Consider the following 20,517-nt stretch of genomic DNA (forward strand, 5'->3'; position numbering starts at 1 on the left):
GGCGCCACAGCCGCAGGAACGCACCTTGCCAGGAGTAGCCGTCCACCCTACGTGGCCGGACCACGTCATGCACGCACGCGCCTTAAGCCCCCCATAAGCCCGCGCCCTTGAATTTCCCGGCACTCAGCCCTATCTTGGCAGCCTGTCAAGCTCATTTTTGCTGGAGGCTGTTTCCATGAAGCGCATCGTTTTGTTCCTCGCCACCAACCTCGCGGTTGTGCTGGTGCTCACCGTTGTCCTGAACCTGCTGGGTGTCGGGCGCGCGGTGACCGCCGAGGGCATCAATGTCGGCGCCCTGGCTGTCTTCTCGCTGGTGGTCGGCTTCACCGGCTCCATCATTTCCCTGCTGCTGAGCAAGCCCATGGCCAAATGGTCGACCGGCGCGCGCGTCATCGAGCATCCACAAAATGCCACCGAGCAGTGGCTGGTGAATACCGTGCGTAAACTCGCCGAGCGCGCCGGCATCGGCATGCCGGAGGTAGCGGTCTATGACGGCGAACCGAACGCCTTTGCCACCGGCGCCTTTAAAAACTCCGCGCTGGTGGCCGTCTCCACCGGCTTGCTGCAGGGCATGACCCAGGACGAAGTCGAGGCCGTGCTCGGCCACGAGGTAGCCCACATCGCCAACGGCGACATGGTCACGCTCACGCTGATCCAGGGCGTGGTGAATACCTTCGTCGTGTTCCTGGCGCGCGTGGTCGGCTTCTTCGTCGACAAGGTGTTGCTGCGCGGGAACGACGACCGCGGCCCTGGCATCGGCTACATGGTGACCGTGTTCGTCTGCGAGATCGTGTTCGGCCTGGTGGCCTCGATCATCGTGGCCTGGTTCTCGCGTCAACGCGAATTCCGCGCCGATGCGGGCTCGGCTAAACTCCTGGGCAGCACGGTGCCGATGCAGCATGCGCTGGCGCGCCTGGGCGGCCTGCAGCCGGGCGCCTTGCCGTCGTCGCTGAACGCCTCGGGCATCTCGGGCGGCGGTGGCGGCTGGGGCGCGCTGTTCTCGACCCACCCGCCGATGGAAGAGCGCATCGCCGCGCTGCAAGCCCTGCGCTAATCAAGGAAACCAATGAGCCAATTTTTCCAGATCCATCCAGAAAACCCGCAGGCGCGGCTGATCAAGCAGGCCGCGCAGATCATCCGCTCCGGCGGCGTGGCGGCGCTGCCGACCGACTCGGCCTATGCGCTGGTGTGCCAGCTCGACGATAAAGGCGCGGTCGAGAAGCTGCGTCGCGTGCGCGGCATCGACGACAAGCACCACCTGACGCTGCTGTGCCGCGACCTGTCGGAAATCGCCAAGTACGCGCGCATCGACAACTCCCAGTACCGCCTGCTGAAGGCCACCACCCCCGGCCCCTACACGGTGATCCTGGAGGCGACGAAAGAGGTGCCGCGGCGCCTGTCGCACCCCTCGCGCAAGACCATCGGCCTGCGCGTGCCGGAAAACCTGATCACGCTGGCGCTGCTGGAAGAACTGGGCGAGCCGCTGATCGGCACCACGCTGCAGCTGCCGGGCGACGACCACATGCTGTCCGACCCCGACGAAGTACGCGAACGCCTGGAAAAGCAGATCGACCTGGTGGTCGATGGCGGCGCCGGCACGCTGGAAGGCACCACCATCGTCGACCTCACCGGCCCCGAGCCCGTGCTGCTGCGCGAGGGCAGGGGCGACCCCGCTGCGTTCGGCCTGTAAGTTCTCTCCGCCACTGTCACCCCGGCCCGGCCGCTCATCCTGCGCGCCGGGCCGCCTGCCGGGTTTCCTTGCCCGGCTCTGCTAGAATCCCTCCCCATGGTCGAAAATTTTAGAAACATCCTGGTCTTCGCGCTGCCCGTGCTGTTCGCGATCACCCTGCACGAAGCGGCCCATGCCTATGCCGCCCGCCGCCTCGGCGACAACACCGCCTATGCCCAGGGCCGCATGACCCTGAACCCGCTGGTCCACATCGACCTGCTCGGCACCATCATCATTCCGATCGTGCTCTACATGACGAGCGGCTTCGTGTTCGGCTATGCCAAGCCGGTACCGGTCCAGTTCGGCAACCTACGCAATCCGAAGCGCGACATGGCCTGGGTGGCGCTGGCTGGGCCTGCCGCCAATCTGCTGATGGCCTTCCTGTGGGTGGTGTTCAGCATGCTGCTGGTAGCGTTCAATATCGACGAGGAATTTCCGAACAAGATGGCGCGTGCCGGCCTGGTCACGAACCTGCTGATCTTCGCCTTCAATTTGTTCCCGCTGCCGCCGCTCGACGGTGGGCGCGTGCTCACCAGCATGCTGCCGAACCGGATCGCCTACCAGTTCGCGCGCATCGAGCCCTACGGCTTCTTCATCCTGCTGGCGCTGCTGTACTTTAACCTGCTCGCCTTCTGGGTGCAGCCGGTGATGTGGCTGGGCGCGCAGGCGGTCGAGCTGATCACGACGCCGCTGGCCTGGCTCCTGACATGATGCACGCTCCCGTTTCCGCCGCCTCGCCCTGGGTGGGGCGCTTCGCCCACCTGGTCCCGCCCGGCGAAGTGCTGGACCTGGCCTGTGGCAGCGGCCGCCACGCGCGCCTGTTCGCACAGCTTGGCCACCCGGTGCTGGCGGTCGACCGCGACCCGCAGGCGCTGGCCAGCGCCGCCGGCCCCGGCATCGTCACCCTGGAGCACGACCTGGAGCGTGATGGCGCCGCCTGGCCCTTCGAGCCAGGCCGCTTTGCCGGCATCGTCGTCACGAACTACCTGCACCGGCCCCTGATGGCGCGGCTGATGGCCAGCCTGGCGCCCAACGGCGTGCTCCTATACGAAACCTTTGCCCTTGGTAACGAACTCTTCGGCAAACCCTCGAACCCGGACTTCCTGCTGCGCCCCGGCGAGCTGCTGGAGCATGCGGCGGCGGGCGGCTTGCGGGTACTCGCGTTCGAGGATGGCGCCATCGCCCGGCCGAAGCCGGCGCGGGTGCAGCGCCTGTGCGCGGCGGGGCAGGCCATGGTGCAAACCGAGGTAAAGCTCGACCATTTATCTGGCGGTTAATGAACCATAGCGCCGGGCTATCCGCTACAATCGGATTTTTATTTTTCAACACGTACCAGAAATTATGATCAAGGGCAGCATAGTAGCAATCGTCACGCCGATGTTTGAGGATGGCAGTCTCGACAAGGACAGCCTGCGCAAACTGCTCGACTGGCACGTGGCCGAAGGCACCGACGGCGTCGTCATCGTCGGCACCACCGGCGAATCGGCCACCGTCAGCCCGGAAGAGCACTGCGAACTCATCAAGCTGACGGTCGACCACGTGGCCGGCCGCATTCCCGTCATTGCCGGCTCGGGCGGCAATTCCACCGCCGAAGCCATCGCCCTGACGCGCCACGCAAAGGAAGTCGGCGCCGACGCCTCGCTGCAGGTCGTGCCGTACTACAACCGTCCGACCCAGGAAGGCATGTACCGCCACTTCAAGGCGATTGCCGAAGCGGTCGAGCTGCCGATCATCCTGTACAACGTGCCGGGCCGTACCGTGGCCGACATGAGCAACGAGACCATCGCGCGCCTGGCGCCGATCGACAACATCGTCGGCGTGAAGGATGCCACCGGCAACATCGGGCGCGGCATCGAGCTGCTGAAGATGGTCGACAAATCCTTCGCCGTGTACTCGGGCGACGATCCGACCGCGATGGCGCTGATGTTCTGCGGCGGCGCCGGGAATATCTCGGTCACCGCCAACGTCGCCCCGCGCGCCATGCACGAGCTGTGCGCCGCCGCCATGGCCGGCGACATCGCGAAAGCCGTCGAGATCAATAACCGCGTGCTTGAACTGCACGCCAAGCTCTTCGTCGAGCCGAATCCGGTGCCGGTCAAATGGGCGCTGACGGAAATGGGCAAGATGCCGGCAGGCCTGCGCCTGCCGCTGGCGCCGCTGTCCGCGCCTTTCCACGACACCGTGCGCACCGCGCTGCGCCAGGCGGGCCTCCTGCCGCAATCCTGAGTCCCGCAAGGGTGTTGGTTTACAGATCTGAAATCGTAACGATATGACTACTCGCAACAAAAAGACCTTCGCGACCCGTGTTTCCGCGCCAACCGCAGCGCGCGTACTGGCGCTGTCCGCACTGGCGCTGAGCATGGCCGCGTGCACCACCGTGTTCGAGTCGGACAAGGTGGATTACAAGGCTTCGAAAAAAGCAGCGCCGCTGGATGTGCCGCCGGACCTGACCCAGCTTCAAAAAGACAATCGTTACGCCGTGCCGGATGGCAGCGGCGTCGCCACCGCGTCGGGCATGCAGGCTGCCGCGGGTAGCCAGGCAGCGCCAGCCGCGGGCGTTCCCGCCGGCGCCGCCGCCATCGGCCCGGTCTCGACCGACGCCGTGCGCATCGAGCGCGCCGGCGACCAGCGCTGGCTGGTGGTCAAGCAGACGCCCGAGCAGCTCTGGCCGAAACTGCGCGAGTTCTGGAACGACGCCGGCCTGCCGGTGGCAACCGAGTCGGAAGCGACCGGCGTGATGGAAACCGAGTGGGTCGAGAACCGTTCGAAGATCCCGCAGGACTTCCTGCGCAACACCCTCGGTAAGGTCTTCGACCGCGCCTACTCGACCGGCGAGCGCGACAAGTTCCGCACCCGCCTCGAACGCCTGCCGGACGGCTCGACCGAGATCTACATTAGCCACCGCGGCGCCGAAGAGGTGCTGACCGGCGCCCAGAAGGAAACCACGGTCTGGACCGTGCGCCCGAACGACCCGACCCTGGAAGCGCAGTTCCTGGGCCGCCTGGTGGCACGCCTGACCGGCGCCACTACGCCCGAGCAGGTGCAGAGCGCGCAGGCCAAGGTCGACAACGCCGCCCCGGCGCCGCAGCGCGCCAAGCTGGTGGGCAACGCCGTCGAAGTCGACGAGGGCTTCGAGCGCGCCTGGCGCCGTGTCGGCCTGGCGCTCGACCGCGTCGGCTTCACCGTCGAAGACCGCGACCGCGTGCAGGGCATCTACTTCGTTCGCTACGTCGATCCGGACGCGTCCAGCAAGGATGGCTTCTTCTCGAAACTGTTCAGCTTCGGCAACGACGACAAGGCCAAGGAAGCCCAGCGCTACCGCGTGCTGGTCAAGGCCAACGAAGGCGGCAACAGCAGCGCGGTGACCGTCCAGGACAACGAAGGCAAGCCGGATGCATCGGCAACGGCGGGCAAGATCCTGTCGCTGCTGAATGACGAGCTGAAGTAATCGTTGTCCGCGTCGAGAAAGCCGGCCCACGTGGCCGGCTTTTTTATGGGTGCATCGTGACGGTAGGGCGTGCGTGGGTACGACCCGCGTGGGCACAAGTGCCCACCCTTGTATCTTGACCGAGTTGGTGGTTAGCTACTGCCAGCAGAGGTGAAGACCAGCTTGGGCCCACCCTTAAGGCTCGACCTTGGAAGGTAGATCAAGCCCTTCACCTCGTTCCCACACCATGCCAAACACTGGACGGTAGCCAAGGGCAATGACCCTGTATGCACAAGGAGAGTGGGTGTGTTGATCGAGGACGCAAGGAGAATTTATGTTTTATCTAGGTGTAGACGTTGCCAAGAAAAACCTTGACTGCATGCTGCTCGATAGCGAGACCGGCAAGCTCAAGTCGAAGAGTAATATTCCAAATACAGCTGCTGGCTTTGTGGAGTTGCTTGACTGGCTGAACGAAAAGAAGGCGTCCAATCCACACGTGGTGATGGAGCCGACAGGGATGTATCACGAAGCCGCTGCATTGGCCCTGGCCGATGCTGGACTGGTCGTATCGCTGGTTAATCCAGCTCAGCTGCGCGCTTTCGCGCAAGGACTGGGGGTGAAGAACAAGACCGATAAGCAAGACAGTGCGGTGCTGGCTCGCTTCGGCATGGCCCAAAATCCTGCACCATGGCAGCCACCATCGCCGTCAGCACGTCACCTCAAAGCCCTGCTGGCGCGCCGTGATGCAGTCGCCGACGATCTACAGCGCGAACGCAATCGCAAGGAAGCAAACGACTTTAGCTCGGTACCAGAAGCTGTAAGCGCCTCTATTGCAGAATCAATCGCTTTTCTGCAGGCCGAACTGAAGCGGTTGGAAAAGATGATTGCCAAGCACATCAATGACGACCCGGACCTGCGCAACAAGAAAGAACTACTCGAAACGATACCTGGTGTCGGTCCTCGTGTTTCGACCCATATGACGACGTTATTTGCTGGTCGAACGTTTGAGAGCGCCGAGCAGCTGGCAGCCTATCTGGGGCTCGTGCCAGTTGTATGGGAGTCAGGATCTTCGGTACGTGGCCGGCCGCATATGTCGAAAGCCGGCCCTGCTTACTTACGCAAAGTGCTGTACATGCCTGCCGTCGTGGCAACACGCTGTAATCCGCATATTAAGGCGCTGAATGAGCGACTGCTCGCCAAAGGTAAAACCGCGATGGCCGCAATTGGAGCCGCTATGCGCAAGCTGGCACACCTGTGTTTTGGTGTCATCCACTCCGGCAAGCCCTACGACCCAAAATTTGCATGTAGGGCTTGACGGGTAAGACGGTATCTACAGTATCACCATGCAATTACCGGCGGCATGGGGGCTTTCGTAGGGTGGGCACTTGTGCCCACGCGGTACGGCGCCTCCATGTCGATAACTTCTTCCGGCCACAAATGTCTGGACGAAAAAAAACCGGCCCGCAGGCCGGTCTTTCGAACCAGAAAAATCTGATTACTTGGTAGCAGCAGCCGAAGCAGCAGCGTCAGCAGCGGTCGAAGCGGCTTCCGAAGCAGCAGCCGAAGCGGTAGCGGCAGCAGCAGCAGCGTCAGCGGCTGGGGTGGTAGCAGCAGCGTCGGTGGTTGCTGGAGCAACGGTGTCGGTGGTGGTGGTGGTGGCGGTGGTGTCAGCAGCAGGCGCTTCGACAGCAGCTGGGGTTGCTGGAGCTTCTTCTTTCTTCGAGCAAGCAGCCAGAGCAACAGCCATCAGGGAGACGATCAGCAGGGATTTTTTCATGATTTTCCTTTTAATTAAAAGTGGAGTGCTTCTTGTTTTGACGATGAATAATTACCGGTAATTATCGCTCGCTGGAATTCTCGTGTACTTTGCAAATATTGCAACAATGATACACATACAACGGAACCTTCCTAACCCGATATTATAGCCAAATTTACTCATTCGCAATAGAAAAGTCATGCCAAAATGTAAGTATTGTGTGACTTGTTAAGCTTCATTTTGTTACAAGATGCAACAGCCTCCAAGAGCTTTCCCGGCAGTTCAAATACTTGCCTAAATGCTACAGCCCAGTGACGCTCGGCAGGAGCGTTTGGCGCGATTCTTCCCAGATGCCGGCGAAGCGATGAGCCGGCACATCCACGGCGCCGGGCGCGTCGAAAGCAGCCTCGCCGCGCATCCAGTCGCTGTGGAAACGGCGCAGCACATGCAGCTCGTCGGCAATGCAGAAAGAATCGGTCAGCTGGCGCAGCGCGCGCGGCGTCTGGCGGCATTCGGCCAGGTGGCTGTAGTCGCGCAGCAGGCGCAGGAAACGCGGCGCGTGGCGTTCGATGTGGCCGGGGTCATGCAGCGCCAGGCGCAGGCTGCCGCCGCCATGCAGAAAGGCGCGCAGCTGGGCATCGACTTCGCTCGAACCCAGCGGGAAGACGCTGAAATCCGGATCGAACATGTCGAGCCGCCGCACGGCGCGCGCCATCACGGCCCGCCACTGCGCCTCGCAGTCGCGGCGGGTATCGAAACGCAGCAGCAGCGGCTCGTCCATGCTTTCTCCCGTTCGTGATTACCCCAGTTCGATCCAGCCGTCCTGGTACCAGGTGTAGAGCGCTTCCAGCACGTCGTCCGAGGCGTGGCCCAGGGTTTCGCCGTCGAGGCGGCGCTCGTTGGCCAGGACGTCGAGTACGATCTTGTCGTTGCGGCTGACGGCAAACGATTCGCCGTTGATGAAGACATGCTTGCCGCGGTAGAGCATCAGGGTCTTGCTGGAGAGCTTCAGGCCCTTCTTCGCTGCCGCTTCCATGAAGCGCCCCACCACCAGCGGCTTGGCCGGGCCGGTGAAGAAGACATTGTGCTTCGGCTCGGACATGTACTCGCCGAAGAAGATGGTCACGTCTTCCTCGTCCCAGCGCACCTTGTTCAATTCTTCGGTGATGCTGGCCAGCATCTCGCGCGGGATCTCGGCCGGGTTTTTCGCAACCTGCTGGCCCGGGTCGGCATAGCGGCCCGGCAAATCGATCGAGTCGGCCATGAACTGCAGGAAGGCTTCGCCCAGTTCCTGGAACGAGGGCGAGCGGAAGCCGATCGAATAGGTCATGCATTCGCCCTCGGCGATGCCGTCGTGGGCGTAGTGCGGCGGCAGGTACAGCATGTCGCCCGGCTCGAGCACGAATTCTTCTTCCGGAGTAAAGTTCGACAGGATCTTCAGCGGCAGGCCTTCGACCAGCGACAGGTCTTGCTGGGCGCTGATCTTCCAGCGGCGCTTGCCATGGGCTTGCAGCAGGAACACGTCGTAGGAATCGAAGTGGGGACCGACGCCGGCGCCGTCGGTGGCGTAGCTGATCATCAGGTCGTCGAGGCGCGCGTCCGGCAGGAAGCGGAACTGGCGCAGCAAATCGTCGGCCTTTTCGTCGTACAGGTTCACGCCCTGCACCAGCATCGTCCAGTTCTTCTGGTCGCGCGGGGGGAGTTCAGTCAGGGGGCCGTGCTGCATGTCCCACTGGCCGTCGACCTGGGTGACGAGGCGCGATTCGACGAAGTTCTTGGTGGCGAGGTCGGCCAGGCGCTCGAACTTGAGCAGGGGCTTGAAACCGGGGATGGCGCCGCGGATCAGCAGCGGCTTCTTGTGCCAGTATTCCTTGAGGAACTGGGCGGGAGTGATGTTCCCGAGGAGCGGTAATTTATTCATGCGTCATTATAACCAGCCGGGCAACAGGCAGCAGCGGGGCAGGGGTATAATCCGCACCTTACAACGAAAGGATGTGCGATGAAGATTGCCAAGAATACGGTCGTATCGGTCAACTACAAACTGTCGGATGCGCAAAACAACCTCATCGAGGAAGGCGCCCAGCCGATGGTCTACCTCCACGGCGGCTACGAGAACACCCTGCCGAAAATCGAGGAACACCTGGACGGCAAGGAAGCCGGCTTCAATTCGACCCTGCAGATCGAGCCGGAAGACGCCTTTGGCGACTACGACGCCGAGCTGGTGAAGGTCGAAGAGCGTTCGCGCCTGCCGGAGCCGCTCGAAGTGGGCATGCAGTTCGAAGGCATGGCCGACGGCGCGCCGGACGACGAGCCGGTCATCTTCACCGTCACCGAAATCGCCGACGACAAGGTCGTGCTCGACGGTAACCACCCGCTGGCCGGCATGGCCCTGCGCTTCGAGCTGTCGGTCATCGACGTGCGCGCCGCCACCGACGAAGAAATCGCCCACGGCCACGTGCACGGCGCCCATGGTCATCACCACGGTGAAGACGAAGGCGACGACGAAGGCGAAGAGGGCGATCACTTCCGCAGCCAGCCGCTGCACTGATCGGGCAATTGCCTCATCAACGAGAAACGGGACCATGTGTCCCGTTTTTTGTTGGCGCCGCAGGTCGGCCCGGTCAGGCGTTTCGACGAGATGATGGTGGCGCTCCGAATACGGCCAACACGGCGCGCACGTTCGCGTGGGCACGGAGTGCCCACCGTACGGTCAAGGTTCAAGTGCTGCCGGCGTTCGCAATGATCTGCGCCTGAAACCGTACGGTGGGCACCCCGTGCCCACGCGGAACGCGCCGCATCGTTGGCGCCATCTCGCTCACGCTGCCAACGAACACCACCACCGTATCCCGGTGATCATCCCCTAACGCTAATCCGCCGCATCCTTCACGACAAACAAGGCCTTAGCCCCCGGCTTCACTTCGACTTCAACCGCCTGGTCATCCACCGACAGGTGCCCCAGGTTCCCACGCCATTCGATCTCCGGCTGCTTGCCCTTGCCCAGCGCCGCACTGTCGACCAGCAGCACCTTGCCGTCGAATTTCCTGGCCAGCGCCAGCACCTGCTTGCGCGTCGCCGCAAAGCCATCGAAGAGAGGCGAACCACGCCGCAGCAGGCTGGGCGCCACCGGGTCGGTCAGCGGCTTCAAGTCCCCTTCCGAGAACAGCACAATCGCATCGAGCTTGTCGCCGCGCGCCAGCGTGAACAGGCGGTTCAGCCAGAAGCGCGTGGCCACCTGCCGGTCCTCGTACTCGCTGTTCCTGCCCGCCGCCGCCAGGTAATGGTTGTTATTCGCCGGCAGGTTCACGCTCGCATACAGCACCTTGCCCACGGTCCAATGGGCATTCTCGGCATACGCGCGAAAACGCGGGCTCATCGACAGCCGCGTGAGCGGCAGCTTCTTCACGCCGAGCGAGGCCGGCTCGCCATGGAACAGCTCGCGCAGCCGGTTCAGGCGTTCGACCGCATTCGTGCGCCCGGCCGAATTGCGGCAGGCGGTCCAGTCGCTGCCGGCCGGCAGCACGATCACCGGGCGCTTGACGCGCGCGACCAGGTCGCGCCGCGCCTCGTACACGCGGTCGCCGCAAGGCTCGCTCGCATGCTTGATGCCGGTGAGGACCACGAAGGCATTCGACTTGTCGGAGGTATCGTCCAGCGCCTGCCTGAAACGCTTGTCGCTCTTGCCGTCAAAGCTGTGGCCGATGACGCCGAAGTGGTGCGCATGGACGTCGCGCGCATCGTCCTTTGCGCCCGCCACGGCCGGCAGGCAGAGCGCCGCGCACAGGGCGGCTGCCAGCAGGGCAAAGGCGGGCGGGCAGCGCATCAGGCGGCCAGGCGCTTCAGTTCGTACAAGCGGGCCAGCGCTTCGCGCGGGGTCAGCGCGTCCGGATCGATGCCGGCCAGGGCGTCCAGCAGTTCGTCCGATGCGGCTGCGGCCGGCGCGGGCGCCGCCTCTTCCTCGGCCGGCTCCTCGCACACCTGGGCAAACAGGTCGCGCTGCGGCGTGGCGTCGAGCGCCTGCGATTCCAGGCGCGCCAGGTGCTTGCGCGCGGCCTTGATCACGGCCGGCGGCACGCCGGCCAGCTGGGCCACCTGCAAGCCATAGCTCTGCGAGGCCGGGCCTTCCTGTACCGCGTGCAGGAACACGATGCTGTCCTTGTGCTCGACCGCCGACAGGTGCACGTTGGCGGCGCTGGCGTGGGTCTCGGGCAGCTGGGTCAGTTCGAAGTAATGGGTCGCGAACAGGGTGAAGCTGCGGCTGATGTCGATCAGGTGGCGCGCGATCGCCCAGGCCAGTGCCAGGCCATCAAAAGTAGAGGTGCCGCGCCCGACTTCGTCCATCAGCACGAGCGAATGCTCGGTGGCGCCGTTCAGGATCGCCGCCGACTCGGTCATCTCGACCATGAAGGTCGAGCGGCCACCGGCCAGGTCGTCGTTGGCGCCGATACGCGTGAAGATGCGGTCGATCGGGCCGATGGTGGCGCTCGTCGCCGGCACATAGCTGCCGATGTAGGCCAGCAGCACGATCAGCGCGGTCTGGCGCATGAATGTCGATTTACCGCCCATGTTCGGGCCGGTGATCAGGAGCAGGCGCCGGTCGTTCGACAGCTTGCAGTCGTTGGCGATGAAGCGCTCGATCTGCTTTTCCACCACCGGATGCCGGCCTTCGTGGATCGTCAGGCAGGGCGCATCGACCAGCTGCGGCGCGCACCAGTTATTCACCAGCGCGTGCCTGGTCAGTGCCACCAGGGTATCGATCTGGGCCAGGCCTTGCGCCACCGTCTGCAACTGGCCGATGTGCGGCGCCAGGCAGGCCAGCAGCTCGTCGTAGAGCTGCTTTTCGCGGGCCAGCGCCCGGTCCTGGGCCGACAGCGCCTTGTCCTCGAAGGCCTTCAGTTCCGGCGTGATGTAGCGCTCGCAGTTCTTCAGGGTCTGGCGGCGGCGGTAGTCGTCCGGCACCTTGTCGGCCTGGCCGTTGGTGACCTCGATGTAGAAGCCGTGCACGCGGTTGTATTCCACGCGCAGGTTGGCAATACCGGTACGGGCGCGCTCGCGCGTCTCGAGGTCGACCAGGAACTGGCCGGCGTTTTCCGACAGCGCGCGCAGTTCGTCCAGGTCGGCGTCGTAGCCGCGCGCGAACACGCCGCCGTCGCGCACCATCGCAGCCGGTTCTTCCATCACGGCGCGGGTCAGCAAATCCAGGCAGTCGGCCGGCGGCAGCAAGGCATCGTGGATCTCGCGCAGCAGGCAGGAGTCGCCCGGGATAAAGCAGCGCGCCACGCCCTGGCGCAGGGCCGGCAATGTTTTAAGGCCGTCGCGCAGGCTGGCCAGGTCGCGCGGGCGCGCCGACAGCAGGGCGATGCGCGTGGTGATGCGCTCGATGTCCGGCACCTGGGCCAGGATGCTCGACAAGCCATCGGCGGCATCGCCCTGGGCCAGCGCCTCGATCGCTTCGTGGCGCGAACGGGCCACCGACTGGTCGCGGCGCGCATGGTGCAGCCAGTGGCGCAGCAGGCGCGAACCCATCGCGGTGCGGCAGCCGTCGAGCAGCGAGAACAGGGTCGGCGATTCCTGGCCGCGGATGGTTTCGGTCAGTTCCAGGTTGCGGCGCGTGGCGGCGTCCAGGCCGATGAATTCGTTTTCGGACTCCACCGTGAGGCTGTTCACGTGCTGCAGGCCGCGGCCCTGGGTCGAGTGGGCGTAGCGCAGCAGCGCGCCGGCCGCACCGAACGCCGCGCCCAGGCCATCGGCGCCGAAGCCGGTGAGGGTCGACACGGCCAATTGGTCGACCAGCGCCTTGTGGCCCTTGACCACGTCGAAGTGCCATTCGGGCACGCGCTGGGTGTGGGTGACCGGGCTGTCCTCGAACAGATCGCCGTCGTCGGCGCGCAGGATCTCGGCCGGGGCGATGCGTTCCAGTTCCTGGGCCAGGCGGATCTCGTTGGCGCGGGCGTCGCCGCTGAACTCCATCAGGCGCAGCGCGCCGCTGGCCAGCGACATCCAGGCCAGGCCGGTGGTGACCTGCTTGCGGTTCGTGACCGAATACAGGGCCAGCAGCGGGCGCTCGGCCTTTTCGGGCAGCAGGTCGGAATCGGTGAGGGTGCCGGGCGTGACCACGCGCACGACCTTGCGCTCGACCGGCCCCTTACTGAGCGCCGGGTCGCCGATCTGCTCGCAGATGGCGCAGGATTCGCCCAGCTTGACCAGTTTGGCCAGGTAGGGATCGAGCGAGTGGAAGGGCACGCCCGCCATCTTGATCGGATTGCCGCCCATCGAGCCGCGCGCGGTCAGCGTGATGCCGAGGATGCGCGCGGCCTTTTCGGCGTCGTCGAAGAAGAGTTCGTAGAAGTCGCCCATGCGGTAGAAGACCAGCATGGTGGGGTAGTCGTTCTTGATGCGCAGGTATTGCTGCATCATGGGCGTGACTTTTTCCGTGGCGCTGTTCTTGACGGCGGCGGCGTTGATTTCGGATGGAACGGTGGTCATGTTGGTTGTGTTCGGTACGGCGGGGCAGGGGATGCCAGGACCGCCATTTTAACCGCTTCAGTTGAGCAGGAGCCAAAGCATGCCTCTCCTGTATTGACTATGTTGTCCAGCGCACGGAAAAAAATTTCCGCCCCGCTATGATTCGCTCAAGAAAGGGAATGCGATGGACGCGCACGAAAAAAATATATTGATCCTGGAACGCGACGAAGACGTCGCCGAAACCGTGTGCAGCATGGCCGAGATGCTCGGTTACCGCACGCGCGTATGCGACACCACCGATGGTGCGCTGACCGAACTGTCGCGCAAGCGCTACGACATCGTGATCACCAACCGCGTGCTGAAGCACACCGAAGTCTCGCTGCCCTGGCTGATCCGCTCGGTCCAGCCCGACGCCAAGATCGTGGTTACCACGGCCTGGCCGCTGGAACTGAATACGACGGCACTGCCGATCGACTGCCTGCTGCACAAGCCCTTCAGCCTGACCGAGCTGGGTAGCGCCATCGACGCCCGCTAGTGGGCACTCGCTAACGCCGGCTCAGTCCGCCGGTTTGTTCATCGCCATGGTCTCGGCGTCGAGCAGCAGATCGCGCACCAGCGCCACCAGTTCATCGGCCGCCACCGGCTTGTTCAATACCGGCACGCCAGGAATCTGCACGCTCAGTTCGTTGCCGTAGGCCGACACGATCAAGGCCGGCAAGGCCGGCTGCCGCGCGCGCAGGGCCAAAATCAATTCTTCGCCATTCATGCCCGGCATGCGGAAATCGGTGACCAGCAGGTCGGCCGGCTCCGCGTCGAACAGCGCCAGGGCGGCGCGTCCGTCCGGTGCCGCGCGCACGGCAAAGCCTGCCTTATCGAGATAACGCGTCAGGATGTAGCTGACGGCCGGATCGTCCTCGGCCAATAGAATCCGTTTCAAAAGTCATCCTTCGTGCTGGAAGCCCGCCGCGGAGTCCCTGGAACCCTTGCCCGCTTTGCTGTCGAGTGCCAGGCGCACGCGCTCGGCCAGGTCGGCCAGGCGGTAGGGCTTGGCCATGGTCGTGTAGGTGGCGCCGGGGCGGGCCGAGACCGGCAGTTCGTTCATGTAGCCGGTGGCGAGGAGTACGGGCACGTCGGGCTGGCGCTTGCGTACGAGTTCGGCCAGGCGCACGCCGTTCATCCCGCCCGGCATGATGATATCGCTGAACAGCAGGTCGATGTCGCCATAGCGCTCGATCAGTTCCATTGCTTCCTCGCCGCTCTGGGCCGCCAGCACCCGGTAGCCGAGTTCGCGCAGGTGGTTTTCGGCCAGCTCGCGCACGTCGTGGCTGTCGTCCACCACCAGGATGGTGCGGCGTCCGAGGATGGCGGCCGGGGTCCAGCTCGTCTGCGTGCTCCTGCCCTTGCCGCCCAGGCGGTCGGCCAGGACTTCCAGGCCCGACTGCTGGGCCAGCGGGAAGATCATGCGGATGGTCGTGCCTTCGCCCGGCACGCTGTCGATCTCCAGGCGGCCGTGCGATTGCTGGACGAAGCCGTGCACCATCGCCAGCCCGAGGCCGGTGCCCGGACCCTTTGTGGTAAAGAAGGGTTCGGTGGCGCGCTGGGCCACTTCGGGCGGCATGCCCTGGCCCTGGTCGATCACGCAGATCACGACATAGGTGCCCGGCGCCAGGCCGTGGCGCTCCAGGCGTTCGCTGTCGACCATGGTCGAGGTGGCGACGGTGACCCGGCCGCCGTCCGGCATGGCGTCGCGCGCATTGATCAGCACATTCAGAAGGGCCATTTCCATGTGGGTGGCGTCGAGCGTGCAGGAGGGCAGGCCGGGCTTCAGGTCGAGGTGCAGGTCGACATTCTCGCCGAGGGTGCGCACCAGCATGTCGCTGAACTCGACCACCAGCGAATTCAGGTTCAGGCGCTTCGGCTCCAGGCGCTGCTTGCGGGCGAAGGTCAGCAGTTGCTGGGTCAGCTTGCTGGCCTTTTCGCTCGCCAGTTGGGCCCGTTCGATCGATTGCAGCGTGGCTTCCGGGTCGTGCACCGTGGTGGTGGCCACTTCCAGGTTGCCGGCAACCACCTGCAGCAGGTTGTTGAAGTCGTGTGCCAGGCCGGCGGTGAGCTGGCCGATGGCTTCCATCTTCTGCGCCTGCAAATACGACTGCTCGGAGACGCGGCGGCGCGTGATGTCCATCTGCGAGGCGAACCAGTACAGCAGCTTGCCGTCCTGGTCGAACACCGGGCCTGCGAACAGGCCGTTCCAGAACGGGCGGCCGTCCGCCTTGTAATTGAGGATGTCGACCGCCACCGCGCGCTGTTCCGCCACTGCCGCACGCAGCTCGGCCACGGTGGCGGGGTCGGTCTGTTCGCCCTGCAGCAGGCGGCAGTTGCGGCCCAGGACTTCTTCCTCGCGGTACATGGTCAGGTCGAGGAAGGCGCCGTTCACGAACACGATCGGATTGTCGGGCTGGTTCGGGTCGGTGAGGACCATCGGCATGCGCGTCATCTCGATGGCGGCGAAGAAGACGTTGCCGCGGTCGTCCAGGCCGGGGCGCGAGATCTGGCTGGCCTGCCAGTGGCGCACGGCGACTTCGCCGATCGGGTGGTAGCTGTTGCCCTCCAGCTTGCCAAGCGCGGGCACGCCCTGGCTCTGGCCGCCGCCTTCCTGTTCGTGCGGAAGGTTCTCGCGTTCGTCTTTCGAGCTGCCGGTTGTCATGCTGGACTTCTCCATGGTCTGGTGGATGCAAGGCCAGGCGCTTCGACCCCGTGGGATTATAACAATATGCAAAGATGGTAAGCCGTCGGCTTGCCTATACGCGGAGAACAACTGAATAAGTGAAAAAGCGAACAGGAATGTTCTCGGAAGCGTATAAAAAAGACTATTTTTTTCACAATCTGGTCCAACACCGTGCTGGATCGTCTAGACTCGCGCTTATCAATTCAGATGCACTTTCAAGCGCACACAGTATGTACGATCCCGGAAACGCACCCAGCACCCCTCCCACCGAACCCGGCATCGTGCCGAGCAGCGTCGACTTCCCGGTCGTCGGCATCGGCGCTTCGGCCGGCGGCCTGCCGGCGCTGGTGCGCCTGTTCGAGAACATGCCGGCGGTGCACGAGATGGCCTTCGTCGTCATCCTGCATTTGTCGCCCAAGCATCCGAGTTCGGCCGCGGCGATCCTGCAGCGCGCCACCCGCATGCCGGTGCTGCAGGTGACGTCGAAGGTGCAGATCGAACCCGGCCATGTGTACGTGATCGCGCCGAACCAGCACATGTCGATGGTGGACGGGCTGCTGCTGGTCGATCCGCTCGAGCGCCCGCGCGGCAAGCACGTCGCCATCGACATGTTCTTCCGCACCCTGGCCGAGGTGCATCGCGAGCGCGCGGTGGCAATCGTGCTGTCGGGCACCGGCGCCGACGGGGCGGTGGGGCTGACGCGGGTGAAGGAGCAGGGCGGGGTGACGCTGGTGCAGGCGCCGGCCGATGCCGAGCACGACGGCATGCCGACGGCGGCGATCAGCACCGGCGCGGTCGACTTCGTCCTGCCCGCGATCGAAATCCCGCAAAAGCTGATCGAGCTGTGGAACAACGCGCGCACGATCCAGATGCCGCCGCCTGGCGACGGCGAGGAGCCTGTGGCCCACGTCACGCAGGGCGACGCCACCGCCAGCGCCGAGGATGCGCTGCAGGACATCATCGGCGCCCTGCTGAGCCATACCGGGCACGACTTCCGCCACTACAAGCGCGCCACCGTGCTGCGCCGCATCGAACGGCGCCTGCAGGTGCGCGCGGTGCAGACCCTGCCCGAATACCGCGATTTGCTCGAAGCCGACCCCGGGGAACACAAGCTGCTGCTCGACGACATGCTGATCGGCGTGACGAACTTCTTCCGCGACCGCGAAGCCTTCGAATCGGTCGAGCGCGAGATCATTCCCGAACTGTTCAAGGACAAGGGCCCGACCGACGAGGTGCGCGCCTGGGTGGCCGCCTGCGCCACTGGCGAGGAAGCGTATTCGCTCGCCATGCTGATGGCCGACCAGGCCGAGCTGATGGAGCATCCGCCGGCCTTCCAGGTGTTCGCGTCGGACATCGACGACGGCGCGATCGATGCCGCGCGCTCGGGCAATTACCCGGCCTCGATCATCACCGACGTCGCCCCGACCCGCCTGCGCCAGTACTTCAGCAAGGAAGACGACCGCTACCGCATCCGCAAGACCCTGCGCGACCACATCCTGTTCGCCTCGCACAATCTGCTGCGCGACCCGCCGTTCTCGCGGCTGGACATGATTTCCTGCCGCAACCTGCTGATCTACCTGAACCGCGACGTCCAGGTACGCGTGCTGCAGACCTTCCACTTCGCGCTGAAACCGGGCGGCTATCTCTTCCTGGGCAGCTCGGAGTCGGCCGAATCGGTGTCTGATTATTTCATTCCGGTCGACAAGAAGAACCGCATCTACCGCGCGCGCGGCGGCAGCCGTCCGCTGCAGTACCAGAGCCCGACCTCGGCCGTGTTCGGTGCCCGCCTGCCGGAAGTGAGCCGGGTCAAGCCGCCCGGCAAGCGCCAGTTCTCGTATGCCGAACTGCACCAGCGCGCCCTGGCCCAATACGCGCCGCCGTCGGCCGTGATCGACGGCGAAGGCAACATCGTGCACATGTCGGAAGGCGCGGGCCGCTTCCTGCGCATGGTCGGCGGCGAGCCCTCGCGCAACCTGCTGACGCTGGTGCTGCCCGAACTGCGCCTGGAACTGCGCTCGGCCATGTACCAGGCCACGCAAAGCCAGGCCAGCATCGAATGCCGCCCGATCGAGCTGCACGAGCAGAAGGAGCTGGGCACCATTGCGATGTCGGTGCGGCCTTTCCGCGACGAGGACGCCGAGACCGACTTCCTGCTGGTGGTCTTCAACCGCGTCGAGCACCTGCCCGAACGGGCCTTGCCGGCGCGCCCGAACGGCAGCCACGACGTGCTTTTGGGCCAGCTCGAGGCCGAGCTGCAACGCAAGCGCGAGCAGCTGCAGGAAACCATCGAGAATGCCGAGGTCTCGACCGAGGAACTGCGCGCTTCGAACGAGGAACTGCAGGCCATCAACGAAGAACTGCGCTCGGCCACCGAGGAGCTCGAAACCAGCAAGGAAGAGCTGCAGTCGGTGAACGAGGAACTCGTCACCGTCAACTACGAGCTGAAGGTGAAGGTCGAGGAAACCGGCAAGGCCAACGACGACCTGAACAACCTGATCGCCTCCACCGACATCGCCACCATCTTTGTCGACAGCAGCCTGCGCATCAAGCGTTTTACCCCGCGTGCGGCCGATTTGTTCTCGATCATCGCCTCCGACATCGGCCGTTCGCTGCTCGACCTGACCCACAAGCTCGACTACGACGCGCTGGCCGAGGACGTCAGCGCCACCTTCGACACGCTGCGCCTGGTCGAGCGCGAGGTGCGCAGCAACGACGGCCGCTACTACATCGTGCGCCTGCTGCCTTACCGCACCAACGAAGACCGCATCGAAGGCGCGGTGATGACCTTCTTCGACATCACGGCGCGCCGCCAGGCCGAGGAGCAGGCGCGTGCGATCGAGGCGCGCATGCGCATGGTGGCCGAGAGCGCCAACGACTACGCCATCATCACGATGGACGAAGAGGGCCGCGCGACCAGCTGGAACAAGGGCGCCGAGGCGCTGTTCGGCTACAGCGAGCAGGAGATGCTGGGCCAGCCGCTCGACCCGCTGTTCGTGCCGGAAGACCGCGCCGCCGGCGTGCCGGCCGACGAACTGCGCCGTGCGCGCGAGGACGGCCGCGCCGAGGACGAGCGCTGGCACCTGCGCAAGGACGGCAGCCGCTTCTTCTGCAGCGGCGTGACGACCCCGCTGCGCAACGGCGACATGGAAGGCTACGCGAAGATCGCGCGCGACGTTACCGCGCGCGAGCGCCAGGAGCAGGCGGTGCGCTCCGACGCCGAGAACGCGGTGGCGCTGAAGGACGAGTTCCTCGCGGTGATGGCGCACGAGCTCCGCCACCCGCTGAACATGATCAATATTAACGTCGAGCTGCTGGCGCGCATGCCGGAAATCCGCCAGTCGCCGGCCTTCCTGCGCGCCGCCACCATCATCCGCAATTCGGTGATGAGCCAGGCGAAGATCATCGACGATTTGATGGACATGTCGCGCGTGCGCACCGGCAAGCTGTCGCTGACGATGGCGCCGGTGCTGCCCGACCTCGTGGTGCGCGGCATCGTCGAGGTGATGCGCGCCGATCCGGCGTCGCAGGACATCGCCATCGAGCTGTCCGGCAGCGCCGACGGCCTGTACGTGATGGCCGACGCCGTGCGCATCGAGCAGGTGCTGATGAACCTGCTGAGCAATGCGCTGAAGTTCACGCCCAGGGGCGGGCGCGTCGCGGTGCAGGTCGAGCGCGACGACGGCCTGCTGCGCATCGACGTCATCGACAGCGGCCAGGGCATCGCGCCATCCTTCCTGCCGCACGTATTCGACATGTACGGCCAGAGCGTCTCGGTGACCACGCGCACCAAGGGCGGCCTGGGCATCGGGCTGGCGCTGGTGCGCGAGATCGTCGCCCTGCACGGCGGCCGGGTCGAGGCCTTCTCGGAGGGCGCCGGCAAGGGCGCGCGCTTCAGCGTCTGGCTGCCGCTGCTCGACAGCCACGCCGCGCCGCTGTCGGGCGGCGGCGGCGAGGGCGAAGACAGCATGGCCGGCCTGCGCATCCTGGTGGTCGACGACATGGAAGAGATGCTGCTGATCTTCAAGTCGCTGCTGGAGACGGGCGGCGCGACCGTGTTCGAGGCCACCAGCGCGCGCAAAGGGCTGGAAATCCTGGAGCGCGAGCAGATCGATCTGCTGATCTCGGACGTGTCGATGCCCGAGATCGACGGCTACGAATTCCTGCGCCGCATCCGCGCCAATCCGGCGCTGGCCAGGTTGCCGGCAATTGCCATCAGCGGGATGCGGCGCGACAGCGATATCGCGAATGCGCGTGCGGCGGGCTACTCGGCGCACCTGGGCAAGCCGGTCTCGGTCGAGCGCCTGAGCGCGATCGTGCACAACCTGCTGCCGCGCGGCGGGGCGGCGAAACGCTGAAGTGGCGTGGGTGCATCCGGGCGCTCAATGGCCGCCGGATGTCGCCAAGTTTTACATCCCTCG

General features: G+C 64.9%; 17 protein-coding genes. 10 read left to right on the plus strand and 7 right to left on the minus strand.

The features are described 5' to 3' along the window. Nucleotides 1–175: 175 nt before the first annotated feature. The 7 genes from htpX (at nucleotide 176) to ACWYRN_RS15240 (ending at nucleotide 6,471) form a co-directional block, all read left to right on the plus strand. Nucleotides 176–1,054 carry a protease HtpX gene (gene htpX, locus ACWYRN_RS15210; protein ID WP_488688446.1) on the plus strand — a complete coding sequence of 293 codons (879 nt, stop codon included), beginning with the start codon at nucleotides 176–178 and terminating at the stop codon, nucleotides 1,052–1,054. A gap of 12 nt (nucleotides 1,055–1,066) precedes the next feature. Beyond that, entirely contained in the window at nucleotides 1,067–1,690 is a 624-nt protein-coding gene (locus tag ACWYRN_RS15215; RefSeq protein ID WP_488688447.1) for an L-threonylcarbamoyladenylate synthase, read from the plus strand. Nucleotides 1,691–1,786: 96 nt separating this feature from the next. Continuing rightward, complete coding sequence (locus tag ACWYRN_RS15220) at nucleotides 1,787–2,440, plus strand: site-2 protease family protein (protein WP_229438865.1); 654 nt, start codon at nucleotides 1,787–1,789, stop codon at nucleotides 2,438–2,440. After that, a complete protein-coding gene (locus ACWYRN_RS15225; protein WP_488688448.1) occupies nucleotides 2,437–3,006 on the plus strand; it encodes a class I SAM-dependent methyltransferase in 570 nt (189 codons plus the stop codon). Before ACWYRN_RS15220 ends, ACWYRN_RS15225 begins: the two co-directional genes overlap by 4 nt. Nucleotides 3,007–3,070: 64 nt before the next feature. Next, entirely contained in the window at nucleotides 3,071–3,955 is an 885-nt protein-coding gene (gene dapA, locus ACWYRN_RS15230) for a 4-hydroxy-tetrahydrodipicolinate synthase (RefSeq protein WP_488688449.1), read from the plus strand. A 43-nt stretch (nucleotides 3,956–3,998) separates the two neighbouring features. Beyond that, on the plus strand, nucleotides 3,999–5,177 hold the full coding sequence (gene bamC / locus ACWYRN_RS15235) for an NlpB/DapX family lipoprotein (RefSeq protein ID WP_488688450.1): 1,179 nt from the start codon (nucleotides 3,999–4,001) through the stop codon (nucleotides 5,175–5,177). Between the two features lie 313 nt (nucleotides 5,178–5,490). Beyond that, complete coding sequence (locus ACWYRN_RS15240; RefSeq protein WP_488688451.1) at nucleotides 5,491–6,471, plus strand: IS110 family RNA-guided transposase; 981 nt, start codon at nucleotides 5,491–5,493, stop codon at nucleotides 6,469–6,471. 180 nt (nucleotides 6,472–6,651) lie between these two features. Here ACWYRN_RS15240 and ACWYRN_RS15245 read toward each other — a convergent pair whose 3' ends face one another. The 3 genes from ACWYRN_RS15245 to ACWYRN_RS15255 form a co-directional block, all read right to left on the minus strand. Next, nucleotides 6,652–6,933: a hypothetical protein gene (locus ACWYRN_RS15245; RefSeq protein WP_488688452.1), complete on the minus strand. Its 282-nt coding sequence runs from the start codon at nucleotides 6,931–6,933 to the stop codon at nucleotides 6,652–6,654. Between the two features lie 280 nt (nucleotides 6,934–7,213). Then, a complete protein-coding gene (locus tag ACWYRN_RS15250; RefSeq protein ID WP_488688453.1) occupies nucleotides 7,214–7,693 on the minus strand; it encodes a DUF7931 domain-containing protein in 480 nt (159 codons plus the stop codon). An 18-nt stretch (nucleotides 7,694–7,711) separates the two neighbouring features. Then, complete coding sequence (locus ACWYRN_RS15255; RefSeq protein WP_229438871.1) at nucleotides 7,712–8,833, minus strand: ribosomal protein uL16 3-hydroxylase; 1,122 nt, start codon at nucleotides 8,831–8,833, stop codon at nucleotides 7,712–7,714. 78 nt (nucleotides 8,834–8,911) lie between these two features. Between ACWYRN_RS15255 and ACWYRN_RS15260 the strand changes: the two genes are divergently transcribed. After that, nucleotides 8,912–9,460 (plus strand): FKBP-type peptidyl-prolyl cis-trans isomerase, encoded by a 549-nt coding sequence (locus ACWYRN_RS15260; RefSeq protein ID WP_229438872.1) that lies wholly within the window; start codon nucleotides 8,912–8,914, stop codon nucleotides 9,458–9,460. Between the two features lie 318 nt (nucleotides 9,461–9,778). On the opposite strand, the gene ACWYRN_RS15265 is transcribed toward ACWYRN_RS15260, so the two are convergent. Both ACWYRN_RS15265 and mutS read right to left on the minus strand, forming a co-directional pair. Next, entirely contained in the window at nucleotides 9,779–10,732 is a 954-nt protein-coding gene (locus ACWYRN_RS15265; protein ID WP_488688454.1) for a hypothetical protein, read from the minus strand. Continuing rightward, complete coding sequence (mutS, locus tag ACWYRN_RS15270) at nucleotides 10,732–13,395, minus strand: DNA mismatch repair protein MutS (RefSeq protein ID WP_488688455.1); 2,664 nt, start codon at nucleotides 13,393–13,395, stop codon at nucleotides 10,732–10,734. Before mutS ends, ACWYRN_RS15265 begins: the two co-directional genes overlap by 1 nt. A 163-nt stretch (nucleotides 13,396–13,558) precedes the next feature. On the opposite strand from mutS, the gene ACWYRN_RS15275 reads away from it, so the two are divergent. Next, nucleotides 13,559–13,909, plus strand: coding sequence for a hypothetical protein (locus ACWYRN_RS15275; protein ID WP_488688456.1), 351 nt, complete (start codon nucleotides 13,559–13,561; stop codon nucleotides 13,907–13,909). Between the two features lie 21 nt (nucleotides 13,910–13,930). Here the strand turns inward: ACWYRN_RS15275 and ACWYRN_RS15280 are convergent, their stop codons facing one another. Next, nucleotides 13,931–14,311 (minus strand): response regulator, encoded by a 381-nt coding sequence (locus tag ACWYRN_RS15280; RefSeq protein WP_488688457.1) that lies wholly within the window; start codon nucleotides 14,309–14,311, stop codon nucleotides 13,931–13,933. 3 nt (nucleotides 14,312–14,314) lie between these two features. Then, nucleotides 14,315–16,078, minus strand: a complete 1,764-nt coding sequence (locus ACWYRN_RS15285; RefSeq protein WP_488688458.1) for a histidine kinase famiy protein — start codon at nucleotides 16,076–16,078, stop codon at nucleotides 14,315–14,317. 251 nt (nucleotides 16,079–16,329) lie between these two features. On the opposite strand from ACWYRN_RS15285, the gene ACWYRN_RS15290 reads away from it, so the two are divergent. Further along, nucleotides 16,330–20,454, plus strand: coding sequence for a CheR family methyltransferase (locus tag ACWYRN_RS15290; protein WP_488688459.1), 4,125 nt, complete (start codon nucleotides 16,330–16,332; stop codon nucleotides 20,452–20,454). Nucleotides 20,455–20,517 lie beyond the last annotated feature (63 nt).

This window comes from Massilia sp. BAP21, assembly GCF_057801335.1.